Annotated in this window: 14 protein-coding genes; 12 read left to right on the plus strand and 2 right to left on the minus strand. The window is 43.5% G+C overall.

Translation table 11 applies throughout. The features are described 5' to 3' along the window. Positions 1-37: 37 nt before the first annotated feature. The 8 genes from ylqF (at position 38) to J3U64_RS00385 (ending at position 7,764) form a co-directional block, all read left to right on the plus strand. On the plus strand, positions 38-961 hold the full coding sequence (ylqF, locus tag J3U64_RS00350; protein WP_267407918.1) for a ribosome biogenesis GTPase YlqF: 924 nt from the start codon (positions 38-40) through the stop codon (positions 959-961). 53 nt (positions 962-1,014) lie between these two features. Continuing rightward, a complete protein-coding gene (scpB, locus tag J3U64_RS00355; protein ID WP_267407919.1) occupies positions 1,015-1,620 on the plus strand; it encodes an SMC-Scp complex subunit ScpB in 606 nt (201 codons plus the stop codon). Then, positions 1,617-2,657 (plus strand): pseudouridine synthase, encoded by a 1,041-nt coding sequence (locus J3U64_RS00360; protein ID WP_267407920.1) that lies wholly within the window; start codon positions 1,617-1,619, stop codon positions 2,655-2,657. The genes scpB and J3U64_RS00360 overlap by 4 nt, the downstream gene beginning before the upstream one ends. Before the next feature lie 239 nt (positions 2,658-2,896). Beyond that, complete coding sequence (locus tag J3U64_RS00365) at positions 2,897-3,388, plus strand: PAS domain-containing protein (RefSeq protein ID WP_257378004.1); 492 nt, start codon at positions 2,897-2,899, stop codon at positions 3,386-3,388. Further along, complete coding sequence (locus J3U64_RS00370) at positions 3,385-4,134, plus strand: PhnD/SsuA/transferrin family substrate-binding protein (RefSeq protein ID WP_267407921.1); 750 nt, start codon at positions 3,385-3,387, stop codon at positions 4,132-4,134. The genes J3U64_RS00365 and J3U64_RS00370 overlap by 4 nt, the downstream gene beginning before the upstream one ends. Positions 4,135-4,213: 79 nt before the next feature. Further along, complete coding sequence (locus J3U64_RS00375) at positions 4,214-5,236, plus strand: tRNA dihydrouridine synthase (protein ID WP_267407922.1); 1,023 nt, start codon at positions 4,214-4,216, stop codon at positions 5,234-5,236. Beyond that, a complete protein-coding gene (locus tag J3U64_RS00380) occupies positions 5,233-6,036 on the plus strand; it encodes a TrmH family RNA methyltransferase (RefSeq protein WP_267407923.1) in 804 nt (267 codons plus the stop codon). Before J3U64_RS00375 ends, J3U64_RS00380 begins: the two co-directional genes overlap by 4 nt. 144 nt (positions 6,037-6,180) lie before the next feature. Next, positions 6,181-7,764, plus strand: coding sequence for a YdgA family protein (locus J3U64_RS00385; RefSeq protein ID WP_100140581.1), 1,584 nt, complete (start codon positions 6,181-6,183; stop codon positions 7,762-7,764). Between the two features lie 118 nt (positions 7,765-7,882). On the opposite strand, the gene mutL is transcribed toward J3U64_RS00385, so the two are convergent. Beyond that, positions 7,883-9,814, minus strand: coding sequence for a DNA mismatch repair endonuclease MutL (mutL, locus tag J3U64_RS00390; RefSeq protein ID WP_267407924.1), 1,932 nt, complete (start codon positions 9,812-9,814; stop codon positions 7,883-7,885). A gap of 39 nt (positions 9,815-9,853) precedes the next feature. Further along, positions 9,854-10,498 (minus strand): DedA family protein, encoded by a 645-nt coding sequence (locus tag J3U64_RS00395; RefSeq protein ID WP_267408358.1) that lies wholly within the window; start codon positions 10,496-10,498, stop codon positions 9,854-9,856. Positions 10,499-10,646: 148 nt separating this feature from the next. Here J3U64_RS00395 and ettA point away from each other — a divergent pair, with 148 nt between their 5' ends. From ettA to J3U64_RS00415, 4 genes are all read left to right on the plus strand, one after another. Continuing rightward, positions 10,647-12,314, plus strand: coding sequence for an energy-dependent translational throttle protein EttA (gene ettA / locus J3U64_RS00400; RefSeq protein WP_267407925.1), 1,668 nt, complete (start codon positions 10,647-10,649; stop codon positions 12,312-12,314). Positions 12,315-12,554: 240 nt separating this feature from the next. Further along, complete coding sequence (lon, locus tag J3U64_RS00405; protein WP_267408359.1) at positions 12,555-14,960, plus strand: endopeptidase La; 2,406 nt, start codon at positions 12,555-12,557, stop codon at positions 14,958-14,960. A 193-nt stretch (positions 14,961-15,153) separates the two neighbouring features. Continuing rightward, positions 15,154-15,423 (plus strand): HU family DNA-binding protein, encoded by a 270-nt coding sequence (locus J3U64_RS00410; RefSeq protein WP_100140679.1) that lies wholly within the window; start codon positions 15,154-15,156, stop codon positions 15,421-15,423. Positions 15,424-15,576: 153 nt separating this feature from the next. Further along, positions 15,577-17,112 carry a peptidylprolyl isomerase gene (locus tag J3U64_RS00415; RefSeq protein WP_267407926.1) on the plus strand — a complete coding sequence of 512 codons (1,536 nt, stop codon included), beginning with the start codon at positions 15,577-15,579 and terminating at the stop codon, positions 17,110-17,112. The last annotated feature ends 40 nt before the right edge of the window (positions 17,113-17,152 follow it).

Here is a 17,152-nt window from a genome sequence, read left to right on the forward strand (position 1 = left end):
TTTTCTGTGATGGATTTTTAGCAGACAAGGACAGTTTATGGCGATTCAATGGTATCCCGGGCACATGAATAAAGCCAAAAAAGCCATTGCCGAGCGTATTAAAAGTGTGGATATGGTCATTGAGGTACTGGATGCACGTTTACCGGCTTCAAGTGCCAATCCATTGCTGGCCAAGCTAGCTGCCGATAAACCCAAACTGAAAATACTTAATAAACAAGATTTAGCCGATCCAGAGCGTACTGAGCTATGGCTGACCGACTATCGCGCCCAGCCTCATACCAATGTACTGGCACTGGATGCATCAGAAAAACAGGCAGCAAGTAAAATCATTGCAGCGTGCCGATCGCTAGTACCCAATCGCCATGGGTTAGACCGTCCGTTAAGAGTGCTTATTTGTGGTATTCCTAACGTAGGCAAATCCACATTGATTAATGGCATGCTGGGTAAGCGCAGTGCCAAAACCGGCAATGAACCAGGTATCACCAAGGCAGAGCAGCGGCTAATATTGGCAGATGATTTCTGGTTGTATGATACCCCCGGTATGCTGTGGCCTAAAATCATTGTCGAAGAAGCCGGTTATAATTTGGCCGCTAGTGGAGCAGTGGGACGCAACGCACTAGATGAGGAAACAGTGGCACTTGAATTACTGGATTATCTGCGCCGCCATTACCTTTCTTTACTGCAACTGAGATATCAGGCAGATTTGAGTGAAAGCCCGCACTGGCGTGATGATAATTGGCTAGAATGGATTGGTAAAAAACGCGGGGCCTTATTAAGCGGTGGCCGCATTGATTACCAGAAAGCAGCTGAGCGTGTGCTCACCGATTTTCGCGATGGACTGATAGGCCGAATTACATTGGAAACCCCAAACCAATGGGCAGTGTGGCTGAAAAAAGGACAAATGCAGGAAGCTCAGCTAAAAGCCGAGCGCGCAGCCAAAAAAGCTGCACGGAAAAGTTGATTTCTTTTCTAGATCTTATCATGCCTGCACTGACAGCGTAGGAACTCATGGCTATGAATCATACAGTCTCTATCGAAGCTTTGATTGAAGCTGCTTTACTCACCCAAAGTGAGGCACTGAGCGAGAAGCAATTGTGCTCACTCAGGGAGCCGCCATTATCTGCAGATGAACTGACTAGTGTATTGTCTCATTTGCAGGAGTATTGGCATGAACGCGCATTGAATTTGGTGCATAGTGCCGAAGGTTGGCGGTTTCAGGTCACACCGGTAGCTTATCCGTTGCTGGCCAGTCTGGATGTGCAACGCACACCGCGCTATTCACGTGCAGTATTGGAAACACTAGCAATAATTGCCTATCAGCAGCCGGTTACACGTGGTGATATAGAAGCAATACGTGGCGTGGCTGTTTCCAGTAATGTGTTACAAACACTGCAGGATCGTGGCTGGATAGAGATTATCGGACAACGCGACAGCGTAGGGCGACCCAACTTATGGGCCACAACTGCTACATTTTTAAGTGATTTACAGCTGGAAGATTTAAATCAGCTGCCACCTTTAACCGAATTGGGTGAACTGGTTTTACCTGAATTAAGTGAACCTGCGGAAGTTTCAACAACCGCAGAAGAACCGTCGGATGACGGATCGGGAGTTAAAACATGAGTCAAGCCAACAAAAAATTAACCAAGCGCCAGATACGCGATGGTGTGGCCTCAAAGAGTAATAAAGTCAGCAGTAAAGGCCGGCAAAATAATGAGATTAAAAAGGTTGCATTAGAACATAAAAATGCAACCACCAGAAAAAACACCGCTTTTGAACAGAAAGTGGATAACAAAGCACGTATCCAGCGTGCCAGAAAGCTGGTGCAGCGCACACCCAATCAAGATATATTGCAACGTTCCCGTATACTGAAAGAACAGCGTGTTAACTTGGAAAAAATGGAACCAGTGCGCTTGCAAAAAGCCCTGGCTGCTTCTGGAGTCGGTTCACGGCGTGAAATGGAGCAGTGGATCAGTCAAGGACAGGTGCGAGTAAATGGCAAAGTAGCGCAGTTAGGTGACAGGATCACGCCAGAAGATGAAGTCAGCGTAAGAGGTTCTGCGATTAATATTAAATGGCCAGATCGCCTGCCGCGCATCATGGTGTATTACAAGCAGGAAGGCGAGATTGTCAGCCGTGACGACCCGCAGGGGCGAATTAGTATTTTTGATCGCCTGCCGCAAGCGGCCAGCAGCCGCTGGGTGGCAATTGGTCGTCTGGATATCAACACCTGCGGCTTACTGATACTGACAACTTCCGGTGAATTAGTGAATCGCTTTGCTCATCCGAGTTTTGAAGTTGAGCGTGAATATGCAGTACGAGTATTGGGTGAGCTCAGTGACGAGCAAAAACAAAACCTGCTAAATGGTGTAGAACTTGAAGATGGTATAGCAAAGGCTCAACATCTGTGGGAACAGGGTGGCGAAGGAGCCAATCGATGGTATAACATCATCATCAAAGAAGGGCGTAACCGTGAAGTACGGCGCTTGTTTGAAAGTCAGGGATTAACGGTAAGTCGATTAGTACGCGTACGCTTTGGTCCAATCTCCTTACCTAAACGTTTAAAACGCGGGCAGTATTATGAATTTAATGAATTTGAAGTTGCCGGTATCATGAAATGGGCAGGATTGTATCAATCTGATTATGCAAGAAAAAAATAGATTCTTGGCATAAATTCTGAGCTTATAAGCATCCTATTTTATGTTATATCTGATTTACCCATGCAGGAAATTATTTACATAATTTCCTGCATTGTTTGATTTTTATCAAGAAATTGTGTGATTTTTTATACAAATTAATCAAATGCTTTGTATTATTTTGCTAATCGGCGCAATATATAAGGTATATAAGCTTTTGCATTATTCGTCTGGTTGTCCACATTCAAGAAAATGGAGTCAGAATGATTTCACCGATGCAGGTGCCTGAAATTGAGCACCGTACATTTGAATTGACACATTACGATGGGGTAACACGCACCGTATATTGTACTGATGTAGAAACAGAATTTCCTGATGGGTGTCTGATTACTTCTACTACAGATTTAAAGGGAATAATTACACATGCCAATGAAGTATTCGTGCATATGAGCGGCTGGTCGCGCGAAGAGCTGATGGGTGCTGAACATTATATCCTTCGTCATCCCGACATGCCGAAAGTGGCTTATAAAGATTTATGGGATACCGTGCAAGAGGGTAAGAAATGGCACGGCTATGTTAAAAATCTGCGTAAAGATGGTGGATTTTACTGGGTATATGCAACAATTGTGCCTAATATAAGGGATGGTGTGATTCAGGGATATACCTCAGTGCGGCGAAAACCATCTCGCAGCAAGGTGCTGGAAATGCAAAGTCTGTATGAAGGACTAATGAAAGAAGAACGGGGTAATTCATGACCATTAATTTTCTGATTGCACCAGATTTTCCCCCTGAATTCTATGCTGGCTGGCATTTTCTTAATACCCGTCTGCAACGCCTAATTGATGCTCCAGTGCACCTGTTTATGGCCAGCAATGCTGAAGAAGAGCAGCAGGAAATTGACAAAGACAATGTTGATATTATCTATGCAAATCCATTTAATGCTTCTAAGCTGATTAGAGAGCTGGGTTATTTGCCGGTCGTTCGTCCTGTTAATCGTTTCGATGAAATGGTGATTGCCAGTGCGGCTGACAGTGAAATAAAATCACTTCAAGATGTCAAACCAGGTATGAAGATTTTATGTACCGAAAATTATGATGTCAAATTGATTGCTTTACGTCTACTAGAAGCAGTAGATATTGAAGAAAAAGACCTTACTTGGGTAAAAAGTGAATCATTTTCAGCAGTGGCTCGCGGTTTGATTCAGCACGAAGGTGATATAGGCTTATTTATGTCTTCTGCCTATCACAAGCTGACTTCAATTACACTCAGCCGCCTAAATTTATTGATTGAAAGTAAAATCAATGATTTATATCATATGATTTTGCTACATCCGCGGCATGCAGAGATGCTGGATACTTTACAGAATGCATTTACATCCATGCATGAAACACCGGCAGGAGAAATGCTGCTGGAAGATCTGGGTCTGAATGATGGGTTTGCTGTTTTGAAGACAGAAGAAGTAGAATTATTGATCGACCTAATTGAAACATTACGCGATTAAACCTGCTACAACCATTTTTATTTTATAATTAAATACGCAACTTGTCAGACAACAGGTTGCGTTGTTTTTTGTAAGAGCAATGGTTATACGCGTGAGCAGTCCTGATATACAGACGAAAATATCTTTTCCCAGAATATTACTTGCCCCTATGCAGGGACTCATAGATGCCCCTATGCGCGATTTATTAACTCGTATAGGTGGCTTTGATATTTGTGTCACTGAATTTGTACGGATTACCCATACCATACACGGTAAGTCTATGTGGCTGAAATACATGCCAGAGTTGGCACAGAATAATCAGACTCAAGCCGGCACAGCTGTGGCCGTTCAGTTACTGGGCAGCCATGCGGAAAATATGGCTTTAAATGCATTGAAGGTAGTTAAATTAGGTGCCAACCATATAGATTTGAATTTTGGTTGTCCGGCTCCTACCGTCAATCAACATCAGGGTGGAGCCGTACTTTTGCAGTATCCAGAAAAAATCGAACAAATTGTTGCTACCGTACGTCAAAGTTTACCAGCAGAAATCAAACTGAGTGCAAAAATGCGACTGGGCTATGAACATAAAAATCTGGCACTAGAATGCGCTTACGCAATCGAACAGGGTGGTGCTGGTGAAGTCACCGTGCATGCACGTACAAAAACAGAAGGTTATCGACCACCCGCACACTGGGAATGGATAGGACGCATTCGCGAAGCTTTAAGCATTCCAGTTATTGCCAATGGCGATGTGTTTACTTTAGCCGATTATCATCAGATTCGCGAAATCAGTGGTTGTACAGATGTCATGCTCGGACGCGGTGCTGTTCAATGTCCTGACTTAGCCAGACAGATTGCCGCCACCAATCGGGGGATCAATCTTCCTGCTTTAACATGGACCGAAATTTTGCCATGGATTGAGGATTTTTTTAATGGCTGTTGTCAGCTACGAAATAGCCATGCCAATTATCCGGTGGCGCGTTTAAAACAATGGCTTGGCATGCTCAGACTGCACTATGCAGAAGCCGGAGAGTTATTCATACAATTACGTAAAATAACGACCATTGTCGACATTCAAAAAGAATTAAATCTACACACAGCAGAAAATGGAATTTCGGTATGAACTACAAAATTATCCAGTCAGCCAGTAATACCGAACTCAAGCATCTGTCGCGGTTAATTGCACAATCACATTATCGACGTCAGCACCGGCTTGCTGTGGTGGAGGGAATACACCTGATTCAGACATTTATGCAGGCAGGTCACTCCATCCACACAATGTATGTACCGCAACTTCGTGCAAATGATCCTGAAATAGTTGCCTTAATGAGAGAGCTGCCGGCACAGCAAATTGTACTAGTTGCCGACCATTTGTTAGAGAAAATCAGCGATTTAACTCACTCAAAAGAACCAATTGCCATCTTATCCCTGCCTACGCAGATTGAGGCATCTATAGATAACGATGTAGTTGTGTTAGAACGGGTACAAGATCCAGGAAATGTTGGTACGATTTTACGCAGCGCTCTTGCGGCCGGTGTTAAGCATATTGTGCTTAGTAAAGACAGTACTGACGTTTGGTCTCCAAAAGTCTTACGGGCCGCCATGGGTGCACATGCTTATCTTTCTATACAGACGGTTGCTGATTTGGATATTTGGCGTGCAGATTACGCTCATCCCTTATACGCTACCGCATTAAGCACTGCAGCCAGAAACTTGTACACACTGAATCTGACTCATCCTGTTGGCTGGCTATTTGGTAATGAAGGCAGTGGTTTAAGTGCAAAAATGCTACACAGCGCTACCGAGCATGTAATAATACCAATGATCGGACAAACAGAATCACTTAATGTTGCTATGGCTGCAACTGTCTGTTTATTTGAACAACAGCGTCAGCGACTGACGGCTGGCGGTACACTAAATTAACCAAATTATGTGTCGGGTACATGCAAATCAAAATTGTTCACATTTGAATAAGTCTGTTTACACCGATAAACACCGCGGACAAACAGCCAGTTTGATGTTATCCTGCAACTCTTCCAGAACGTGGATATATAAGACATTTCGAGCATGAATAAACGGATTTTAACCATTATTGCCGCCATCGTGGCTGTCATATTGCTTGTTGTACTCGCTCTACCTTGCTATTTAGGGGTAAAAACGCAGCAAAGCATGGATGAACAACGCGATTTACTGGCTAAAAGCTCTTTTTTGATTATTGATAAACAAAGCTATCAGCGTGGATGGTTTACCTCTACTGAAACCATGCAGATTCGCTTTAAACCAAGCTTTTTTGCTGGTATTCAGCAACAGCTTCCTGATAATGTACGTACCGTGTTACAACAGCCTATTACTGTGGTTAATCATGTACGGCATGGTTTATTTGCCGGCAGCATCCGGCCGGTACGAGCACATGTGGAAACAGAATTGCGCTTTACCCCGCAGGCACAGCAGATTCTGGCTCGTTTTTTCGGGCAGGAAGCTCCGGTTAAACTTGAAAACACCATCAATTTGAGCGGCAGCGGGCAGATGCATGTAGTGATACCTAAATTTAATTATGAAGAATTATCTGGTATTAAAATAAATTGGCAGGGCTTGGATTCTACTATTGATTACGCTGAAGATTTCAATAGTTATGACAGCCATACAGTCAGCCCTGGTCTGGACATGATTCTGTCGACCAAAGGCCGTGCTTCTTATCAGGATTTGCAGTTTACCAGTCATACTGAGCATGGAAAGACATCCTTGGCTCTTGGAAACAGTGACCTTAGCATAAAAGATATTACTTTTATTTGGAATGATACCGCTGACAACAACATCCGTCTGGATCAGCTGGTTAATCTGGTTACTAATCTGCAAATAGGTGCCTTTATCAGTCCGGCCGGCAATAATATGCCCACCAAAATCAATATTCAGAATTTGAAACTTTCTACATCCACCAAAGAGCAGGATCAATGGATTAATAGTCAGGGTAAATTCGGCTTTGAAAGAATGCAGTACGGCAATGATGTCTATGGCCCTCTGGATATTGATGCAGCCGCAGAACATTTGGATGCAGCCAGTCTGGTAGCCATCAATAACAAAATTACTCAGCTATCTACCCAGAACCTGAATAATGATCAGCTACGCGCAGCCATTGTTTCTGCCGTACGAAACGAAGGATTGGGTTTGTTTACGCATGATCCTTTAATCAAACTCAATACGTTTAAACTGCAAATGCCACAGGGATTGATTGATATTCATGGTAATCTTGGTTTTAAAAATCTGCTTGCCTCTGATATGCAGCAACTGAGCACCATGCTGAATAAAACTGAATCCGAAATGGATTTCGCCATACCGCAGGCAATAATGGAAAATTTTGCCATAAGTCAGGCTAGAGCTTTGTTTACTGTTGATGCCAGTGCTGGCGGTGCAGAAGCGCTAGAGGATATTGACCAGACCATACGTCTGATGATTGATAGTGCAATTAAATCCATGCAGGCAAAAGGCTACATTCAGGTGAGCAACGGTATTGTGAAAACCCATCTGAAATTAATCAATGGCAAAGTTTACCTAAACGGCAAAATGTGGAATATAGAGCCGGAGCCAGAAACCGAACCTGATTATGCTGAACTGCCAGCTGCATCTGCAGTAGCCGCTAGTACAAGCCATTAGACTGTTACTTTAGTCATAATCAACAAACCCTCTTTATCTTTTTAGATAAAGAGGGTTTTGAATTAAGATTATTTATAAAAGTACTGATATTTGTAATGCTTCTGAATATTGCACTGTTTTACTGTCCACGTAAAAATAAAGCATCTAAATCTTGCAAGCGCAATTTTACCCATGTCGGACGGCCATGATTGCACTGATTAGCACGTTCAGTCTTTTCCATATCCCGCAGTAATGCATTCATTTCTGGTAAAGTTAATCTACGTCCAGCACGAACTGAACCATGGCAAGCAAGAGTAGAAAGAATTCGATTTTCACGTTCTTTTACTACATCACTGCTGCCAATAGTTATCATATCAGCCAATACTTGCTGAACGAGTTGCTGAATATCACTTTTTATCAACATGGCCGGAACGGAATGCACCACCAGCTGCTGGTTATTCTCAATCTGAATGTCTAAACCATATTCCCGCAGCGTAAGAGAATAGTCCTCTGCTGTAGCCACTTCTTCATTGCTCGCTTGAAAGCGTACTGGAATGAGTAGGGTCTGACTACTCACTTTACCTGTAGCATCGCGTTGTTGTTTCATCTTTTCATAATTCACCCGCTCAGCAGTAGCATGCATGTCTACCAAAATGAGAGCTTCTTCTGCTTGAGCCAGAATATAAATATCCAGTAACTGAGCAATAGCATAGCCCAAAGGTGGAATATCCGTATCATTTATCACTGTCTGCTGCGTTGTTGAAGCTGTTGCTACACCTCGAGCCTGTTCCCACATTACGAGTTCACTATCTGCTTCCGACTCAAAATTGGCTGCTTTAGAATTGTCTGTCGTAGACGGTTCCTGTTTATATAGCTGCGCATAAGTGTTCAGAGCAGCTTGCGATTCTTTTAGACTCAAGTTACGCTGCAGTGGCGTATGGCTGCGCTGATAAGGAGCCGGAGTCTTCTGTAAATTGCTTTTATTTTCAGAAGTAGCAAATAGCTGCTGTACATCAGCCGGTTGCTTTTGCATGATGTCAGCCAGTACGGTGGCTGGTTGCGAAACTGATTCGGTTTGAGCGGCATTTGTTGCTGCCAGACATTTATTCAGAGCATGGAAAATAAGCTGATGTACTGCCTGACTCTGCCGGAAGCGTACTTCCGATTTAGTAGGGTGCACGTTGGCATCTACCTCTGTTGGTGGCAGAGTTAAAAAAAGCACGAATGCCGGTGTGAGCGCCTGATGCAAAACATCGTTATAAGCTTGTTTTACAGCATGTAAGATGATTTTGTCACGTACAAAGCGCTGATTAACAAATATATATTGCTGACTGGATTTTCCCTGCATAAAGGTCGGTTTGCCAATCAGCCCATACACACGCATGGTATTCATGCTTTCGTCCACATTTAGACTGGCAGCCGCAAAATCTGTACCCATAATAGCGGTACAGCGCTCAAACAGCGATTGAGCTGGCAGATTAATAACATCTTTGCCATTATGCTGCAAATCAAAAGCCACATCAGGATGTGCCATCGCCAGACGCTCAACCATAGTGCGGCAATGGGCAAATTCGGTACCTGCAGATTTGAGAAATTGTCGTCTGGCCGGAGTATTGAAAAAGAGCTCCACTGCTTCTACTGTAGTACCAGCCGCATGAGCAGCAGCTTTGATAGGGCTGAGCCGGCCATCTTCTGCGTATATCTGCGTGGCATGGTTGGCATCAGCAGTGCGACTGGTTAAGGTCAGACGGCTTACAGAAGCGATGCTGGCCAGACCTTCACCGCGAAAACCCATGCTCATAACTTTTTCCAAATCTTCCAAACTGCCGATTTTACTCGTGGCATGGCGATGCAGAGCAAGCGGTATATCGGATTCACTCATGCCTTGTCCATCATCTGTCACACACAAACGTTTGATACCACCAGCTTCCAGTTTTATATCAATATGGCTAGCACCAGCATCGAGACTGTTTTCAATAATCTCTTTTAGCGCATTGGCCGGACGTTCAATTACCTCACCGGCAGCTATCTGGTTGATTAAATGATCTGATAACAGATGTATCTGGCTCATATTTTTCCTGTAAATAGTTATTCAGCAGCAGATGAAGAATTATCTGTTTGTGCCTTTGCCCAGCTTATGGCGCATGATTTCAATGATTGCCGGTAGCAGTGAGATAGCAATAATGATTATCAGGGCCAAAGATAGATTCTCTTTGATGAACGGCAGATTGCCAAAAAAATAGCCTGCATATGAAAAGAGCACCACCCAGAGAATAGCACCAATACAGTTATAGCGAAAAAAATGACCGTAATGCATGTGCCCCATACCGGCGACAAAGGGGGCAAAAGTGCGCACAATCGGGACAAAACGAGCAATAATTATGGTCTTTCCACCATGTTTTGCATAAAACTCCTGAGTTTTGTGCAAATAAATCTGCTTAAATATCCGCGACTGTGGATTGGCAAACAGATGTGCACCGAATTTCTGACCCACATAAAAATTAACTGCGTCGCCAATAATAGCTGCCAGCAGTAATAACACTACCATACAATGAATATTCATTTCCCCGACGGCAGCAATACCACCAGCAGCAAACAACAATGAATCACCAGGTAGAAAAGGGGTAACCACCAACCCCGTCTCACAAAATATCAACGCAAACAGAATCACATAAATCCAGACACCATATTGAGAGACAATAAATTGCAGGTGCTGGTCAATATGTAAAATAAAATCAATCAGAGCAGAGATAATATGCATATGCTAAGGCGGCAAAATAAAAGGGAGTATTTTAACGCAAAGCTTTCCGCGAAAGCAGGAATATGCATGTTAAAATCAAAATCATGACAACCAGCCTCTAAATTGAGGCTGATACACATTAATTTAATCTACAGAATAAACTATGAGCCAATATGTGTACTCCATGCTGCGCGTAAGTAAAACCGTGCCGCCACAGAAACAAATTATCAAAGACATTTCCTTGTCGTTTTTTCCGAGCGCCAAAATTGGCCTGCTGGGTCTGAACGGTGCAGGTAAATCCACTGTACTGAAAATCATGGCCGGTGTAGATACCGAATTTGAAGGCGAAGCCATTCCAATGAGTGGCATTAAAATCGGCTATTTACCACAAGAACCCCAACTGGACGTTAATAAAACAGTGAGGGAAGAAGTTGAATCCGGATTGGGCGATGTGGCTACCGCGCAAAAGAAACTGGAAGAAGTTTATGCTGCCTACGCCGAACCGGATGCAGATTTTGATGCGCTGGCTGAGGAACAGGCTCGTTTGGAGGCCATCATTTCAGCAGGAGCCGGAGACAATATAGAGCATCAGCTGGAAATTGCTGCAGACGCCTTACGGCTGCCGGAATGGGATGCCCTTATCGGCAATCTCTCTGGCGGTGAAAAACGCCGTGTGGCTTTGTGCAAACTACTATTGAGCAAACCAGACATGCTTTTACTGGACGAACCTACCAACCATCTGGACGCCGAATCGGTAGAATGGCTGGAACAATTTCTGGTTCGTTTTCCTGGTACTGTAGTAGCTGTAACGCACGACCGTTATTTTTTGGACAATGCTGCTGAATGGATTCTGGAATTAGACCGCGGTCACGGCATTCCATGGAAAGGTAACTACAGCTCATGGCTGGAACAAAAAGAAGCCAGACTGGAACACGAAGCCAAAGCCGAAGCAGCGCGAATAAAAGCTATGAAACATGAGCTTGAATGGGTGCGACAAAACGCCCGTGGGCGTCAGGCCAAGTCCAAAGCTCGATTGGCACGTTTCGAAGAAATGAGTAACTACGAATATCAAAAACGCAATGAAACGCAGGAAATCTTTATTCCTGTAGCAGAGCGTCTGGGAAATGAAGTTATCGAATTCGAACACGTCAGCAAAAGTTTTGGCGACAAATTACTAATTGATGATTTGAGTTTTAAAATCCCGCCGGGAGCCATTGTCGGCATCATTGGACCGAATGGAGCTGGTAAGTCCACTTTATTCAAAATGATTACCGGACAGGAACAACCAGATCAGGGACAAGTGAAGATTGGTCAGACTGTTAAACTTTCTGTTGTAGATCAGAGCCGGCATGGCCTGCATGAAGATAAAACCGTTTTTGACGAAATTGCCGAAGGCAGGGATATTTTACAGGTAGGACAGTTTGAAATACCGGCACGAGCCTATCTAGGAAGGTTTAACTTTAAAGGGAGTGACCAGAGCAAAATCGTCGGCAAACTCTCCGGCGGTGAGCGCGGACGGCTGCATCTGGCCAAAACTCTAATTTCTGGCGGCAATGTGCTTTTGCTGGATGAACCCTCCAATGATTTGGATGTAGAAACCCTGCGCGCGCTCGAAGATGCTTTATTAGAATTTGCTGGCTGTGTACTAGTGGTATCCCACGATCGTTGGTTCCTCGACCGTATTGCCACCCATATATTAGCGGCAGAAGGCGATTCGAAATGGGTCTTCTTCGATGGTAATTATCAAGAATATGAAGCAGATAAAAAACGCCGTCTGGGTGAGGAGGGGGCCAAACCCAAACGTATCCGTTATAAACCGGTTACCCGCTAATTAGCTTTGGCCGGTTCAGCGATCGCAATAAATCTATCCTGGCCGGCCTTTAGTTTATAGGCATATTAAATCCATTTATGCCTTTACCCAAAATCACATCAATGATTAATCAGCACAAAAGCACTTGAAAAACGCTGGTTCAGCACCATTTTCTCATCCAATTTTATAGCATATTTACAGGAAAGATTGAGGCATTACATGGCTGAAGTTTATGATTCTTCTCCGGTGCAGCCAACAACTATGGCAATGTTGCCCCTACGCGACGTTGTTGTTTACCCGCACATGGTACTGCCCCTTTTTGTCGGGCGCGAAAAATCCATAGCAGCGCTGGATGCAGCTGTGGAGCATGACGAGCCCGTATTCTTACTGGCACAGAAAAATGCCGATACAGATGAACCACATGCAGAAGATATGTATGCAATGGGTACTGTAGCCAACATTCTGCAAGTACTCAAACTACCAGATGGCACAGTTAAAGTGCTGGTAGAAGGTCTGTATCGTGCACAAGTACAGTATATTGATGAAAGCGGCCCTTACGCCGAAGCGCACATAGAAAAATGTGCCGACATTAATACCGATTCTCATGATGATGAAGCATTACGCCGTACATTGCTTTCCCAGTTTGACCAACTGGCAAAGTTAAACAAAAAAATTCCTGCTGAGGTAGTGACTACCATTCATGGGATTGAAGACTTAAGTAGACTTGCTGATACTATTGCCGCCCATTTGCAACTTAAACTAGATCAGCGTCAGCAAATATTGTCTATGATAAATGTTACAGCAAGACTGGAACATTTATTGCATTTGCTTGAATCAGAACTGGACATCCTTCAGGTAGAAAAACGTATTCGAGGCCGCGTCAAGCGGCAGATGGAAAAATCTCAGCGGGAATACTATTTGAATGAACAGGTAAAAGCCATTCAGAAAGAGCTGGGTGAAGAAGATGATGATCTGGTTAATCTGGAAACTCAAATTCGTGACGCTGGCATGAGCAAAGAAGCTGAAGAAAAATGTCTTTCTGAATTCAAAAAATTACGCATGATGCCACCAATGTCAGCAGAGTCTACCGTAGTTCGCAACTACATTGACACTCTGCTAGAGCTTCCGTGGAAGAAAAAATCTAAAGTAAGCAAGGACATTGCCAAAGCAGACCTAATTCTGAATGCAGATCACTACGGATTAGAAAAGGTCAAAGAGCGTATTCTGGAATACCTTGCCGTACAGAAACGCATGAATCAGCTTAAAGGTCCTATTTTGTGTCTCGTAGGACCACCGGGTGTAGGTAAAACCTCACTGGGCGAATCCATAGCTAAGGCTACAGGACGAAAATATGTACGCATGGCATTAGGCGGTGTGCACGATGAAAGTGAAATCCGTGGCCACCGGCGCACTTATATTGGTTCCATGCCTGGTAAAATTCTGCAAAACATGGCCAAAGCCGGAGTGAAAAACCCACTGTTTTTGTTGGATGAAATTGATAAATTAGGTAATGATTTTCGTGGTGATCCAGCCAGTGCTTTACTGGAAGTGCTGGATCCTGAACAAAACCATTCATTTTCTGACCACTATGCAGAAGTAGAATTTGATTTGTCGGATGTAATGTTTATTGCCACATCCAACAGTCTTAACATCCCTTCTCCTTTGCTTGATCGCATGGAAATTATTCGTCTTTCTGGCTATACCGAAGACGAAAAAATCAATATTGCCATGAAATATTTAGTGGCTAAGCAAATCAAACAAAACGGTGTACGAGAAGGCGAAATCAGTATCGAAGAATCTGCAGTACGCGATATTATCCGCTATTACACTCGTGAAGCCGGTGTTCGCTCTTTAGATCGAGAAATAGCCAAAATTTGCCGTAAAGTAGTGATGAAACAGGCTGTTGCAGAAGAAAAACTTAGTGCCGGTAAAGCTAAAAAAACCAAAACCAAGCCTGAAGCAATCGTAATCAATGCTGATAATTTGCATGATTATCTGGGTGTTCGCCGCTTTGATTATGGCGTTGCAGAAAATGAAAACCGTGTTGGTCAGGTCACCGGGCTAGCTTGGACTGAAGTCGGTGGTGAGCTTTTAACCATTGAGGCAAGCAAATTTCGTGGTAAAGGCAATATTTTGCGCACCGGTAAGCTTGGTGATGTTATGCAAGAATCTGCTAGTGCTGCATGGAGCGTGGTACGTTCCCGGGCTGAAAGCTTAGGCATTGAACCTGATTTTTATGAGAAAAATGATATTCATGTTCATGTACCCGAAGGAGCGACACCTAAAGATGGACCCAGTGCTGGCAGCGCCATCACACTGGCTTTGGTTTCTGCGTTTACCGGTATTCCGGTACGTGCAGATGTGGCAATGACTGGTGAAATCACTTTGCGCGGCGAAATATTGCCTATTGGCGGTCTTAAAGAAAAGCTGTTGGCTGCATTACGAGGTGGTATCAAACATGTGTTGATTCCAAAAGACAATGTCAAAGATTTGGAAGAAATTCCTGCCAACATCTGCGAAAAACTCACTATTCACCCGGTACAGTGGATTGATGAAGTGCTCAATCTCGGTCTGGCTTATCCGCCTACTCCATGGACAAGCGTGCCTGAAGAGGGAGTAATAGCTAAATCTGCGGCCAAGTCAACTACTAAAACCGTAAAACATTGATATGCAGCCATTCACCAACACTAATTGGTGAATGGCTTTGTTTTTGGCATGATTTAACCTTATGCAGCGGTGACGATGCTTGACATAAAGAATTTGGGCTTGTTATAAAGTAATCGTAATGTATTGTTCAGGTTCCACTGCACATATGGTTCCTGAAAATCAAATGAACATAACAACAGAAAGGGACTTTATTGTGAATAAGTCTGAATTGATTGAAGCCATTGCCCAAGAGGCTGATTTATCTAAAGCTTCTGCCGCCAAGGCTCTGGACGGTATGATCAGTGCTGTTACCCGCACTTTGAAAAGTGGCGACACAGTTACGCTGGTAGGTTTCGGTACTTTTTATGTTGGTGAGCGTGCAGCCCGTGCTGGACGTAATCCTAAAACAGGTGAACCGTTAGAAATCAAAGCAGCTAAAACGCCTAAGTTCCGTGCCGGTAAAGCACTGAAAGATGCTCTGTAATACAGTTTTATGTTTTAAATCAAGGCGGGATATCCCGCCTTTTCTTTTGTCTGTCGTTTTTGTGCATTAGCTGTACAAACAGCATGGTTGAGCCTCACAAAAAACGATACAATAGGCTTCTTTTATCTGCTTTAGAAAAGTTAACTGAATCTCATGTTCCACATTGTAGAAAAATATAGAACACCGGCTCAGATTATTCTCGGTGTGATTTGCTTGAGTTTTGTATTTGCCGGTGGTTACACACTCGCTGTTCCCGGTACAGATTACATCAGCAAAGTTGGCGACATTAAAATCAAAGTGAATGATGTTAATGATTTTCAGCGACGAATACAAAACGCTTCTGGGAATCCGGTAAGCAAAAAGCTGGTATATGATTCACTGGTCGATCAGGCATATGTGCAGCAGGGTGCAAATGATATGAATATCACTGTACCTATAGATCAGATAAAGCAGGTTATTGCATCTGATCCCAGTTTTCAGGAAAACGGAAAATTTGTAGAAGCCAAATATCGCGCTTTCCTGCAACAAGCAGGTATGTCTGAAGATGCGCTTATTGACGGTATGCGTAAACAATATGCCATGCAATCCATGCTTAATTTGATGAAAGCGGGAAATGTGGTCAGCGATGCTCAGGCCAAACAAATGGTAAATCTGTTACAGGCTGCTCGTGAAGTACAGACATTGACATTTCCTGCCGCTGATTTCACTCATCAGGTAGTAGTAGACGACAGCAAACTGAAAGCTTATTACGAAGCGAATAAGAAAAAATATTATTTGCCGCAGGCTGTCAAATATGAATATGTCCAGTTGTCTGCCATGGAACTTGGTGCTAAAGAAAGCGTGAGTGAAGCAGAGATACAGGAAGCCTATAATCAAATTCCGACTACGGCCTCAGCACCCAAACCGGCACTAGAGAACGTCCGTACGCAGCTGACACAGGAAATTCAAGCCCGTAAGGGTGCGGCTGTGGTAGCTAAATTAAAAGAAAATGTTAGTGACTTGGCTTTTAATAATCCGAAAACCTTGCAACCGATAAAAGATAAGCTAGGTTTAACGATTCATAAAATAGATCAGGTGTGGCTCACTCGAGACATGGCTAATAATAGTGGCATGCCCAAGGCGTTACAGGATGCATTATTTGGCAACGATGTTCTGGTTAAACGCTACAACTCTGAACCAATTGATATAGGCAATGGCAACTACTGGGTAGTTCGTGCTATCGATGTGCGTAAAGAACATCAGGCATCCTTTACGGAAATCAAAGCACAAGTTCAACAAGATTATGTGGCCGCAGAAAGTAAAAAATTGGCTTTAGCAGCAGCAAAACAAGCTTTAAACAACGTTAGTACAAACGTCAATGCCAGTTTGAGCTGGTCGCAAACAGCTGATTTAACACCGCAGCAGGCTGTAGCCATGATGTCTAAAACTGATTTTCAGAGCTGGATTAAAGCCAAACCTGTTAATGGGAAACCTGCCTACATTCTTTTGAGTGATCAGCAAAATCCAGTACTGGTAAAAGTTAACGCCATAAAACAACCACAGGATATGGCGAATGTTCTGCCGCAGGCAAAACAGGTAATCAGTCAGAATTTGGCACAGAATCTAGCCACCAGTAATTTGGCCTGGTTAAAGAGTCGTTATAAACTAAAACAAGGGGCACAAAAGCTGGATACAGCTGACGAGCAGTAATTTATACCATTGACCTTATAAATTTTATAAGGTCAATATT

Source organism: Snodgrassella sp. B3800 (genome assembly GCF_026535865.1).
GTDB classification, from domain to species: Bacteria; Pseudomonadota; Gammaproteobacteria; order Burkholderiales; family Neisseriaceae; genus Snodgrassella; species Snodgrassella alvi_E.

What these genes read in the sequence shown, in the direction of transcription:
- ylqF (WP_267407918.1), top strand. Translation starts at nt 38, where the DNA reads ATGGCGATTCAATGGTATCCCGGGCACATGAATAAAGCCAAAAAAGCC.
- scpB (WP_267407919.1), top strand. Translation starts at nt 1,015, where the DNA reads ATGAATCATACAGTCTCTATCGAAGCTTTGATTGAAGCTGCTTTACTC.
- J3U64_RS00360 (WP_267407920.1), top strand. Translation starts at nt 1,617, where the DNA reads ATGAGTCAAGCCAACAAAAAATTAACCAAGCGCCAGATACGCGATGGT.
- J3U64_RS00365 (WP_257378004.1), top strand. Translation starts at nt 2,897, where the DNA reads ATGATTTCACCGATGCAGGTGCCTGAAATTGAGCACCGTACATTTGAA.
- J3U64_RS00370 (WP_267407921.1), top strand. Translation starts at nt 3,385, where the DNA reads ATGACCATTAATTTTCTGATTGCACCAGATTTTCCCCCTGAATTCTAT.
- J3U64_RS00375 (WP_267407922.1), top strand. Translation starts at nt 4,214, where the DNA reads ATGGTTATACGCGTGAGCAGTCCTGATATACAGACGAAAATATCTTTT.
- J3U64_RS00380 (WP_267407923.1), top strand. Translation starts at nt 5,233, where the DNA reads ATGAACTACAAAATTATCCAGTCAGCCAGTAATACCGAACTCAAGCAT.
- J3U64_RS00385 (WP_100140581.1), top strand. Translation starts at nt 6,181, where the DNA reads ATGAATAAACGGATTTTAACCATTATTGCCGCCATCGTGGCTGTCATA.
- mutL (WP_267407924.1), bottom strand. Translation starts at nt 9,814, where the DNA reads ATGAGCCAGATACATCTGTTATCAGATCATTTAATCAACCAGATAGCT.
- ettA (WP_267407925.1), top strand. Translation starts at nt 10,647, where the DNA reads ATGAGCCAATATGTGTACTCCATGCTGCGCGTAAGTAAAACCGTGCCG.
- lon (WP_267408359.1), top strand. Translation starts at nt 12,555, where the DNA reads ATGGCAATGTTGCCCCTACGCGACGTTGTTGTTTACCCGCACATGGTA.
- J3U64_RS00415 (WP_267407926.1), top strand. Translation starts at nt 15,577, where the DNA reads ATGTTCCACATTGTAGAAAAATATAGAACACCGGCTCAGATTATTCTC.